General features: G+C 69.6%; 1 protein-coding gene (only partly in view). It reads left to right on the forward strand.

What is annotated here, in order from left to right:
• Positions 1-12,994 carry part of the coding region annotated (locus ACWF99_RS23415; protein ID WP_452537355.1) for a non-ribosomal peptide synthase/polyketide synthase on the forward strand (this coding region is incomplete at its 3' end). 16,258 nt of the annotated region lie beyond the right edge of the window, so 12,994 of the 29,252 annotated nt are shown.

The raw sequence follows: 12,994 nt of genomic DNA on the forward strand, positions 1-12,994 counted from the left end.
TTGGACCGGCTGGATTTCGGCGGAAACGGCGAAACTGGTGACGGACGTGGAGGCTCTTCGGAGTACTTCCCGCTCTCGCCCGCACAGCTGGGTATCTGGTACGCGCAGCACGTCGACCCACAGGTGCCGATCAACATCGCCCAGTACGTCGACCTGCGTGGACGCCTGGATGTCGCCGTGCTCGAGCGCGCGAGCGCCGACGCGGCCACCGACCTCGAATCGGGCTGGCTGCGCATCGTCGAGGTCGACGGTGAGCCGATGCAGACCATCGACCCCACCCAGGACGCGACGCTGATCTATGTCGATCTGCGTGGCGAGGCCGACCCCGAAGCGGCCGCCGCCGCCTGGATGCGGGCCGAGTACAGCCGCCCGCTCGACATCGTCAACGACCGCCTCGTCCAGGCCGCCGCGCTGCAGCTCAGCGATGACCGCTGGTACTGGTATGCCCGCGTCCACCACATCGTGCTCGACGGTTTCGGCGCCAACAATTTCGTCAACCGCACGGCACAGCTCTATACCGCCGAGGTCACCGGCACCCCGGCCCCGCCGAACAAAGCCACCGATCTGCGCGCGCTCTACGAGTCCGAGCTCGTCTACCGCGACAGCACCCGCTTCCAGTCCGACAAAGAGCATTGGGCTCAGCGGGTAGCGGGCCTGGAAGAGGGCAGCAGCCTCACCGGCCGCTCGGCCCCGCCCTCGCCGGTCAACGACGTCACCAGCGCGGCGCTGAGCACCGCCCAGGACGAGCTGCTCACCGCGGCGATCGCCCGCCACGACAGCACCGCCGCACCCCTGCTGATCGCCGGTTTCGCGGCCTATCTGGCCCAGATCACCGGCACCGAAGACGTCATCCTCAGCCTCCCGGTCACCGCCCGGACCACCGCGGTGATGCGTCGCTCGGGCGGTGTGACCTCGAACATCGTCCCGCTGCGCCTGCGCGTCGGCCACGACACCACGGTCGCGCAGCTGCTGCGTTCGGTGACCACCGAGGTCTCCGGCGCCCTGCGCCACCAGCGCTACCGCCACGAGGACATCCGCCGTGATTCGGCGGGCGAGGGCATGGTCTCCACGGAGTTCTTCGGCCCGTGGGTCAACATCATGCTGTTCGACAACCACCTGAGCTTCGGCGGCATGGAGGGCACGCTCAACGTGCTGTCCACGGGCAGCATCGAAGACCTGGGCGTCAACTTCTATCAGTCGCACGGTGGCACCCGCTCCCACATCGACTTCGAGACCAACCCGAACCTGTACTCGGCCGCCGACGCGCAGACCCATCACGGCCGGTTCCTGGAGTTCTTCGACCGTTTCCTGGCCGCCGACGCCGAGCTGCCGGTGTGGAACCTGCCGGTCACCGGCACGGCCGAGCTGGAACGCTCGCTCACCGAGTGGAACGACGCGGCACACGAGGTCCCCGCGACCACCCTGCCCGCACTGCTCGACGCGCAGATCCCGCTGACCCCGGACAACATCGCCCTGGACTTCGAGGGCGAAACCCTCACCTACGCCGAATTCGGCGCGAAGGTGAACCGGCTGGCCCGCTTCCTGATCGCCGACGGCGTCGGCCCGGAATCGCTCGTAGCGCTCGGCATGCGCCGCTCGCTCGATCTCGTCATCGGCATGCACGCCGTGCTGCGGGCCGGTGGCGCGTACGTGCCGATCGACCCGGATCACCCGGCCGACCGCACCGCCTACATCCTCGAGTCCGCGGCACCGGTCTGCGTCCTGACCACCACCGGCGACGACCTCGACCTGCCCGACACCGTCGCCCGCGTCGAGATCGATCGACTCGACACGACCGGTTTCGACGCCACAGCTCTCACCGACGCCGACCGCCTGTCCCCGCTGCGTCCGGACAACACCGCCTACGTCATCTACACCTCGGGTTCGACCGGTCGCCCCAAGGGCGTCGCGGTCACCCACCACGCGATCGTCAACCAAGAGCTGTGGATGCTCGACGAGTACCGGTTGACCGCCGACGACGTCTACTTACAGAAGACCGCCACCACCTTCGACGTGTCGCTGTGGGGCTACTTCCTGCCGCTGATGGTCGGCGCGAAACTGATCATCGCGAGCCCCGACGGCCACCGCGACCCGCTGTATGTCGCGGACATGATCGAACGTCACGGCGTGACCGTGACCGACTTCGTCCCGTCGATGCTCACCGTCTTCGTCTCGCACGCCACGCAGGTTCAATGCGCCTCGCTGCGTGCGGTTTTCGTCATCGGTGAAGCGCTGCCCCCGGAGACCGCCGCGGGTCTGCGCGCGATCTCCGACGCCGGCCTGCACAACCTGTACGGACCCACGGAGGCCGCGGTCTCGGTCACCTACTGGGAGGCCACCGAAGCCGACACCACACAGGTGCCGATCGGTATCCCCGAGTGGAATGTCGAAGTCTACGTACTGGATTCGCGGCTGCGCCCGGCTGCGATCGGCGCCCCCGGTGAGCTGTACCTGGCCGGTCGGCAGCTGGCCCGCTGCTACCGCGGCCGCCCCGACCTGACCTCGGACCGATTCGTCGCCAACCCCGTCGGCGCCCCCGGCGAGCGCATGTACCGCACCGGCGACCTCGTGCGCTGGAACGCCGAGGGCGTGCTGGAGTACATCGGCCGCACCGACTTCCAGGTGAAGTTCCGCGGTCAGCGCATCGAGCTCGGCGAGATCGAGACCGACCTGCTCGCGCACCCGACCGTCAGCCAGGCCGCGGTGCTCGTGGTCGACACCGCGACCGGCCAGCAGCTCGTGGCCTACATCGTGCCCGCGCCGGGCCAGTCCGCCGACCCGGCGACGCTGACTCGTTTCGTGTCCGAGAAGCTGCCCGCCTACATGGTGCCCGCGTCGATCATGGTGCTCGACGCGTTCCCGCTCAACACCTCCGGCAAGCTGGACCGCAAGGCGCTGCCTGAACCCGTCTTCACCGCTGCCGCAGGCGATTTCCGCGCACCGCGTACCCCGGCCGAGCAGATCGTGGCCGGCATCTTCGGCGATGTGCTGAGCCAGGAACGCGTCGGCGCCGACGACAACTTCTTCGAACTGGGCGGCAACTCCCTGGTCGCCACGCAGGTCGTCGCCCGCATCGGCGCCGCCTTCGGTATCCAGCTGGGTGTGCGCGCGCTGTTCGAGACCCCGACCGTGGCCGGACTCGCCGCGCGGGCCGAATCCGTCACGCCCGCCGATGTTTCCGCCGCGCGTCCGCCGCTGGTCGCGCAGCCGCGTCCCGAACAGGTGCCGCTGTCGCTGGCCCAGCAGCGGATGTGGTTCATCAACCAGTTCGACCCCACCGCACCCACCTACAACCTGCCGTTCGTGGTGCAGATGAAGGGCAGCGTCGACGTCGATGCCCTGATCGCCGCGCTCAATGATGTTGTGGTGCGCCAGGAATCGCTGCGCACGATCTTCCCCGACGCCGACGGCGGTTTCCAGCACGTCCTTGGCGCCGACGAGTTCGACCTCGGCATCGCGGTGACCCCGATCGACCAGTCGCGGCTGCGCGACGAGCTGATCGACTTCGCCTCCACCGGCTTCGATGTCACCCTGGAACTGCCGATCCGTGTGCAGATCTTCAAGGTGGCCGGTGGGACCGCCGAGTCCAACGGTCACGGTGCGGGCACACCGGAATACGCGGTCGCCTTCGTCGTGCACCACATCGCGGCCGACGGTTTCTCCTTCGGCCCGCTGGCCCGCGATGTCGCCACCGCCTACCTGGCTCGCGCCGCGGGCCAGGCTCCGGCCTGGCTGCCGCTGCCGGTCCAGTACCGCGACTACACCCTGTGGCAGCACGAACTGCTCGGCGCCGAATCCGACCCGGCCTCGATGGCCGCGCGTCAGCTCGACTACTGGAAGAGCGCCCTCGAAGGCCTGCCCGACCAGCTCGACCTGCCCAGCGACCGCCCGCGCCCGCAGCAGCAGAGCTTCCGTGGCGCGCGCGTCGGTTTCGAGATCGACGCCGACACCCACGAACAGCTCGCCGCCGTGGCCCGCGCCAACGGCGTCACCCTGTTCATGGTGGTGCACGCCTCCCTCGCGGTGCTGCTCGCGCGCCTGTCGGGCACCACCGACATCGCCGTCGGTACCCCCATCGCCGGTCGTGGTGAGCAGGCCCTCGATGACCTGATCGGCATGTTCGTCAACACCCTGGTGTTGCGTTCCGACGTCGATCCCACCCAGCCGTTCACCGAATTCCTCACCCGCACCCGCGAAACCGACCTGAGCGCGTTCGCCAACGCGGATGTGCCGTTCGAGCGGCTCGTCGACGTGCTCAACCCGTCGCGTTCGCAGGCCCGCCATCCGCTGTTCCAGGTGGTGCTGTCGTTCCAGGAGATGTCGCACGGCACCCTGGAGCTGCCCGGTCTCACGGTCACGGCCGACGAGGTCGAGGTCGACATGGCCAAGTTCGACCTGCAGTGGACCCTCACCGAGGAACACACCGGCACCGGCTCGCTGTCGGGCATGACCGGCGTGCTCACCTACGCCATCGACCTGTTCGATCAGTCGACCGTCGAAGAGCTGCTGCTGCGCTGGCGCCGCGTGCTCGACGCGATCCTGGCCGACCCGGCCGTCACCGTCGGTGCGATCGACGTGCTCGACGACGCCGAGCGCGCCGACCTGGTCACCCGTTTCGGCGCTCCCGCCGCGGTGGCGCGCACCCTGCCGCAGCTGATCGCGCAGGCCGCCCGCGACACCGAGGCGACCGCCGTGGTGTTCGAGGGGACCGCTGTCTCCTACGGCGAACTCGATCGTCGCTCGAACCAGCTGGCGCGCTTGCTGATCCAGCAGGGTCTGGGCGCCGAGGACTTCGTCGCCGTCGCCGTGCCGCGTTCGCTGGAATCGGTGCTCGCCGTGTGGGCGGTCACCAAGACCGGTGCCGCGTTCGTGCCCGTCGACCCGAACTACCCGGCCGACCGCATCGCCCACATGATCGCCGACGCCGGTGTGTCCGTTGGCATCACGGTCACCGGTGAAGCCGACGACCTCCCTGATTCGGTGAGCTGGGTGGTGGTCGACGACATCGACCTCACCGGTATCTCCGATGCCGCCCTCGCACCGCGTGAACTGGTCCGCCAGACCGATCCCGCGCAGCCCGCGTACCTGATCTACACCTCCGGTTCCACCGGTGTGCCCAAGGGCGTCGTGGTCACCCACGCCTCCGTCGCCAACTTCTGCGCCGAGCAGATCGACCTCTACTCGCTCGACTCCACCACGCGCGCACTGCATTTCGCCTCGCCCTCATTCGACGCGTCGGTGCTGGAAATGCTGCTCGCGATCGGTCGCGGCGGCACGCTCGTCGTCGTCCCGCCGGGTGTGTACGGCGGTGAGGAACTGCGCGACATCCTCATCACCGAACAGGTCACCCACGCGTTCGTGACCCCGGCCGCGCTGGCCACCTTCGACGCCCGCGGCCTCGATCACCTGCGGGTGCTCGCCGCGGGTGGTGAAGCGGTCCCGCCGGAACTGGTCGCCAAGTGGGCCGTGCGCCTGCCCGACGGCTCGCGCCGCATGCTGGGCAATGTCTACGGACCCACCGAGACCACCATCGCGTCCAACCTCAGCGAAGGGCTGATCCCGGGGGAGCGGGTCGTCATCGGCGGCCCCATCCGCGGCGTCCACACCCTGATCCTCGACGACCGCCTTCGCCCCGTGCCGGTCGGTGTCGCGGGTGAGCTCTACATCGGCGGCGTCGGCATGGCGCGGGGGTACCACGCGCGCGCCTCGCTCACCGCCGACCGTTTCGTCGCCAACCCCTACGCCCCCGGTGCGCGGATGTACCGCACCGGTGACGTGGTGCGCTGGACCGCCGACCGCAACGTGGAGTACGTCGGCCGCTCCGACTTCCAGGTCAAGGTCCGCGGTTTCCGTATCGAACTGGGCGAGATCGACTCCGCGCTCGCCTCGCACGAGACAGTCGACTTCGCGGTCAGCATCGGCCACAAGAACAAGGGCGGCAGCACCTCGCTGGTGTCCTATGTCGTGGCGGTGCCGGGCAGTTCGATCGATATCGCCGAACTGACCGACCATGTCGCACAGCGTCTGCCCGCGTACATGGTGCCCTCGTCGATCATGGTGCTCGCCGCGGTCCCGCTGACCGTCAACGGCAAGCTCGATCGGCGCGCGCTGCCCGCGCCGGTGTTCGAGGTGCGCGAGTTCCGCGCGCCGACCACCCCGATCGAGCAGATCGTCGCGCAGGTCTTCGCCGACGTGCTCGAACTCGGCCGGGTCGGTGTCGAGGACGACTTCTTCGAACTGGGCGGCAACTCGCTGATCGCCACCCAGGTCGCGTCCCGCATCGGCATCGCCCTGGACACCCGTGTCCCGGTCCGCATGCTGTTCGAGGCCCCCACGGTGGCGGCGCTGGCCGCCCGGGTGGAGTCGCAGGCCGGTGACGGCGCGCGCAAGGCCCTGGTCGCCCGCGAACGCCCCGACCGGGTGCCGCTGTCGCTGGCGCAGCAGCGCATGTGGTTCCTCAACCGCTTCGACACCGCGTCGGCGGTCAACAACATCCCTGTCGCGATCCGGCTGTCCGGTGACCTCGACGTGGCAGCCCTGCAGGTCGCGGTCATCGACGTGATCGACCGCCACGAGTCGCTGCGCACCGTGTTCCCCGACTCCGGCACCGGCCCCGTGCAGGTGATCCTGGACGCCGCGCAGATCGTTCCCGACCTCACCCCGTACCGGGTGACCGAGGACAACCTCATCGATCACCTGATCGATCTGGCGTCGATGGCGTTCGACGTGACCAGCGAAGTGCCGCTGCACGCACGGCTTTTCGAGGTGTCCGAGTCCGAGTACGTGCTCGGCATGGTGGTGCACCACATCTCCGCCGACGGCTGGTCGATGGCGCCGCTCTCGCGCGATGTGATCATGGCGTACGCGGCCCGCACCTCGTGGGAGGCGCCGACCTGGGCCGAGCTGCCGGTCCAGTACGCCGACTACTCGCTCTGGCAGCGTGAGGTCCTCGGCTCCGAGGACGATCCGCAGTCGTTGATCTCGTCCGAGATCGCCTACTGGACAAAGGAACTCGCGGACCTGCCCGACGAGCTGGTGCTTCCGGCCGATCACCCGCGCCCGCCTGCCGCGTCCTACCGGGGCGGCACGTACAGCTTCGTCATCGCGAGCGAAACCCAGCGTGCCCTGGTCGAATTGGGCCGCCGCTACAACGCCTCGCTGTTCATGGTCATGCACAGCGCCCTCGCGGTGCTGCTGGCCAGGGCCAGCGGCTCCAGCGATATCGCGATCGGTACCCCGGTGGCGGGCCGTGGCGATCAGGCGCTCGACGACCTGGTCGGCATGTTCGTCAACACCCTGGTGCTGCGCTCGCAGGTCGACGGCGCCACCCCGTTCGCCACCCTGCTCGCCCAGGCCCGCGAGACCGACCTGCAGGCCTTCGCGCACGCCGACGTGCCGTTCGAGCGCCTGGTCGAGGTGCTCAACCCGGCCCGTTCGCAGTCGCGCCACCCGCTGTTCCAGGTGATGCTGTCGTTCCAGAACAACAAGCAGGCCTCGCTGCAGCTGCCCGGTCTCGCGGTGAGCGGAATCGACTACGACCCGCAGCTGGCCAAGTTCGACCTGCAGCTCACGCTCACCGAGGTCCAGGACACCGACGGTGACGTCGGCGGTATGGCGGCCGAGTTCTCGTACGCGCTCGATCTCTTCGACGAATCGACGGTCGCCGCGTTCGCCCGCAGGCTCGACAACATCTTCGCCGCGGTGGTCGCCGATCCCGAGGTGTTCGTCGGCGACATCGATCTGCTCGCACCCGAGGAGCACGCGCAGGTCCTCGTCGACTGGAACGACACCGCGCACGCCGTCCCGCACGCGACGCTGATGTCGCTGTTCGACGCGCAGGTGGAGCGGACCCCGGACGCCGTCGCCCTGGTCTTCGAGCAGCAGGAGCTGTCCTACCGCGAGCTGCAGGAGCGGGCCAACCGCATCGCCCGCCGCTTGATCTCCGACGGCGTGGGCCCCGGTGACAATGTGGCACTGGCGATCCGGCGCTCCACGGAGCTCGTCGTCGCCATGTACGCGGTGCTGCAGACCGGCGCCGCCTACGTACCGCTCGACCCGGATCAGCCCGCCGACCGCATCGGCCACATCATCGAGACCGCGCAGCCGCGACTGGTGCTCACCAGCCGCCGCGACGCGTTCGAGGCCGACGGCGTCACCGTGCACGCGGTCGAGAACATCTTCTCGCCCGCCGACTTCAGCGGTGCGCCGATCACCGATGCCGAACGCGTGCAACCGATTCGGGCCACCAATACCGCCTACGTGATCTTCACATCCGGCTCGACCGGCCGCCCCAAGGGCGTCGCGGTGGATCACGCGGCGATCGTCAACCGCCTGCTGTGGATGCAGCACGAGTACCCGATCGACGCCGCCGACGCCGTCCTGCAGAAGACCCCGGCCACCTTCGACGTGTCGGTGTGGGAGTTCTTCTGGCCCTTGCAGACCGGCGCTCGCCTGGTCGTCGCCAAGCCCGACGGCCACCGCGACCCGGTGTACCTGGCCCAGATCATCGCCGAACGCGACATCACCACCGCGCACTTCGTGCCCTCGATGCTGTCGGTGTTCGTCTCGACCCTCGGCAGCAACGGCAACGGTGACGCGGTGCGCCTGCGTCAGGTGTTCGCCTCCGGCGAGGCGCTGCCCGCGCCCACCGCGCAGCGCCTGCGCGAGCTCACCGGCGCCCGGCTGCACAACCTGTACGGTCCCACCGAGGCCGCGGTCGACGTCACCTATCACGAGGTCGTCGACGCCGATGTGGAGTCGGTGCCGATCGGGCGCCCGGTGTGGAACACCCGGGTGTTCGTGCTGGATTCGCGCCTGCACCCCGTGGCCCCCGGCGTTGCGGGAGAGCTCTATCTGGCGGGCGATCAGCTGGCTGTCGGCTACCTCAACCGGGCCGACCTCACCGCCGACCGCTTCGTCGCCAATCCGTACGGCGCGGCGGGCTCGCGCATGTACCGCACCGGTGACCTCGTCACCTGGACCGCGGTGTCGGGCGAGAACGGTCTCACCTACGGCGAACTGAACTACCTGGGCCGCACCGACTTCCAGGTGAAGCTGCGCGGTCTGCGCATCGAACTCGGTGAGATCGAGGCGACCCTGCTGGCTCAGCCGGGTGTCGCGCAGTCGGTCGTCGTCGTGCGCTCCGACGCGCACGCCGGTGACCAGCTCGTCGGTTACCTGGTGCCAGAGGCGGGCTCGGCTCTCGACGTGGCCGCGGTGAAGGCGGGCATCACCACCGAACTGCCCGCCTACATGGTGCCGTCGGCCCTGGTCGTGCTGGAGGCCTTCCCGCTCAACGCGTCCGGCAAGCTCGACCGTAAAGCGTTGCCGGCGCCCGTGTTCGAGGCGAAGGTGTTCCGTGCGCCCTCGACCCCGATCGAGGAGATCGTCGCCGAGATCTTCGCCGACCTGCTCGGCGCCGAACGCGTCGGCGTGGACGACGACTTCTTCGCCCTCGGCGGCAACTCGCTCGTGGCCACCCAGGTCGCGGCACGCCTGAGCACGGCGCTCGACACCGAGGTCGGCGTGCGCACGCTGTTCGAGGCGCCCACCGTCGGCGCGTTGGCCGCCCGCGTGGAATCGCACGCGGGCACCGGTCTGCGCGCCGAGCTCACGGCCCGTCAGCGCCCCGAGTATCCGCCGCTGTCGCTCGCACAGCAGCGCATGTGGTTCCTGAACCGTTTCGACGTCGCCGACACCGGCACCTACAACATCCCGGTCGCGGTCCGCCTGCAGGGCCTGCTCGACCTGCCCGCGCTGCGCGGCGCGGTCGCCGACGTGGTCGCCCGCCACGAAACCCTGCGCACGGTGTACCCCGTGTACGTCGCCCCCGAGTCGGGGCGCGCCGCCATGGCCGACGGCACCGCCTACCAGAAGGTGCTCGCCGCCGCGGGCTCGATTCCGGACGTCGAGCTGATCGAGGCCGACGAGACCGACATGGCGACCTCGCTCTACGAGTTCGCCCGTCGCGGGTTCGACGTCACCGCGAACGCGCCGGTGCGCCTTCGGGTCTACGAGCTCAGCGAGCGCGAACACGTGCTGGTGATGGTGGTCCACCACATCGCCGCCGACGGTTTCTCGCTGCGTCCGCTGGTGCGCGACTTGATGACCGCCTACGTGGCCCGCACCGCGAACACCGAACCCGGCTGGCCGCCCCTGAACATCCAGTACGTCGACTACGCGCTGTGGCAGCGCGAGGTCCTCGGCGACGAAACCGATCCCACCTCGCTGATCTCCGAGCAGCTCGAGCACTGGCGCGGGGCGCTCGCCGATCTGCCCGACGAGCTGCGCCTCGGCCACAAGTCGCGGCCCGCGCAGGCCAGCTACCAGGCGGGCACGCACCGTTTCGAAGTGCCGGGCGAGCTCGTCGAGGCATTGAACCGGGTCGCCCACGAGCACAGCACCACCCTGTTCATGGTGGTGCACAGCGCTTTCGCCGTCCTGCTGTCGCGTCTGTCGGGCACCCCCGACATCGCCATCGGCACCCCGGTCGCGGGCCGTGGTCAGCAGGCGCTCGACGACCTGGTCGGCATGTTCGTCAACACCCTGGTGTTGCGCGCGCAGGTCGATCCGGGCGCCACCTTCGCCGAGTTGCTCGGTCAGGTCCGCGAGCACGATCTGGCCGCCTTCGCGCACGCCGACGTGCCGTTCGAGCGCCTGGTCGAGGTGCTCAACCCGGCGCGCTCGCAGTCGCGCCACCCGCTGTTCCAGGTGATGCTCTCGTTCCAGAACCTGGGCCGCACCACCCTGGAACTGCCCGGCCTCACGGTTTCCGAGCTGGGCATCGACCAGCACATGGCCAAGTTCGATCTGCAGCTCGCGCTCAGCGAGGTCCCCGCCGACGACGACAGCCACATGGATGCCGAACTCGTCTACGCGACAGATCTTTTCGACGCGGGCTTCGCCGCGACGTTCGGCGCTCGCCTGCTGCGCGTGCTCACCGCCGTCGTGGTCGACCCCTCGGCTCCCGTGGGTGACATCGAACTTCTCGACTCCGCCGAGCGCGCCCTGGTGCTCGATCGCTGGAACGACACCGAATTCGCCGTCGACGCCGCGCTGAGCACCCCGAGCGACGACGAGCCGGCCACGCTGCACGCGCTGTTCGAGGCTCAGGTCGCCCGGACCCCCGACGCGGTCGCGCTCACGTTCGAGGGGACGAGTCTGTCCTACGCCGAGTTCGCGGGTCGCGTGCGTCAGCTGGCGCGCTGGCTCAAGGACGCCGGCGTCGGCCCGGAATCGTATGTGGCACTCGGTATGCGGCGCTCGATCGATCTGCTGGTCGGCATGTACGCCGTGTCCGCCGCCGGTGGCGCGTACGTACCGCTGGACCCCGATCACCCGGCCGAGCGCATCGAGCACATCCTCGAGACCGCGCAACCGGTCTGCGTGCTCACCTCCGGCGAGAGCCTGCCCGCGGCCGCCGGTCGCGAGGTGCGCATCGACCAGCTCGACCTGTCCGGCCACTCGGCCGCGCCGGTCACCGACGCCGACCGGCACCGCCCGCTGCGCTCGGACAACACCGCCTACGTCATCTTCACCTCCGGCTCGACCGGCCGTCCCAAGGGCGTGGCCGTGAGCCACGCGGCGATCGTCAACCGCCTGGTGTGGATGCACGCCGCCTACGGCCTCGCCGCCGACGACGTGGTGCTGCAGAAGACCCCCGCCACGTTCGACGTGTCGGTGTGGGAGTTCTTCTGGCCCTTGCAGGTCGGCGCGCGCCTGGTCGTCGCCAAGCCGGACGGGCATCGCGACCCGGCCTACCTGGCCCGGCTGATCGTGGCCGAACAGGTCACCACGGCGCACTTCGTGCCGTCGATGATGGCCGTGTTCGTCACCGAACCGCTCGCCGCCGAGTGTGTTTCGCTGCGCAATGTGTTCGCCTCCGGCGAGGGTCTGCCCGCGCCGACCGCGCAGCGTCTGCGCGAATTGACCGGCGCCGCGCTGCACAACCTCTACGGCCCCACCGAGGCCGCGGTCGACGTGACCTATCACGAGGTCACCGATGCCGACATCGAGACGGTGCCGATCGGCGCCCCGGTGTTCAACACCCGTCTGTACGTGCTGGATTCGCGGCTGCGACCGGTTCCGGTGGGTGTCGCGGGTGAGCTCTATCTCGCGGGCGTGCAGCTGGCCCACGGGTATGTGGGCCGTGCCGACCTGACGATGGACCGTTTCGTCGCCGACCCGTTCGAGCCCGGCGAGCGCATGTACCGCACCGGCGACCTCGTCACCTGGACGCCGACCGGCGAGCTGGAGTACCTGGGCCGCACCGACTTCCAGGTGAAGCTGCGTGGTCTGCGCATCGAGCTCGGCGAGATCGAGGCGGCGCTCACGGCGCTGCCGGAGATCGCCCAGTCGGTGGTCGTGGTCCGTGCCGACGAGCACACCGGCGATCAGCTGGTCGCCTACGTCGTCCCGCAGACCGGCGCCACCGTGGACACCGACGCGGTGAAGGACGCACTCGGCGCGGAGCTGCCCGTCTACATGGTGCCCGCCGCGTACGTGGTGCTGAACGCGTTCCCGCTCAACGCTTCCGGCAAGCTCGATCGCAAGGCGCTGCCGTCGCCGGTGTTCGCCGCGCGCACCTTCCAGGCGCCGGTCACCCCGGTGCAGCAGATCGTCGCCGCCACCTTCGCCGAGGTGCTCGGCGCCGGTCAGGTCGGCCTCGACGACGACTTCTTCGAGCTCGGCGGCAACTCGCTGGTCGCCACCAGGGTCGCGGCCCGGCTGTCGGAGGCGCTCGATACCCAGGTGCCGCTGCGCGCGCTGTTCGAGGCGTCGACGGTGGCCGCGCTGGCGGCTCGGGTCGAAACGCACACCGGTCGTGGTGGCCGCATCCCGTTGGCCCCCCGCCCGCGGCCCGAGCTGGTGCCGCTGTCGCAGGCACAGCAGCGGATGTGGTTCCTCAACCGCTTCGACAACCGCACCGCGGTCAACAACATCCCCGTCGCGATCCGTCTCACCGGTGACCTCGATGTCGCCGCGCTGGAGGCGG

It is taken from the genome of Nocardia sp. NPDC055002, assembly GCF_053608825.1.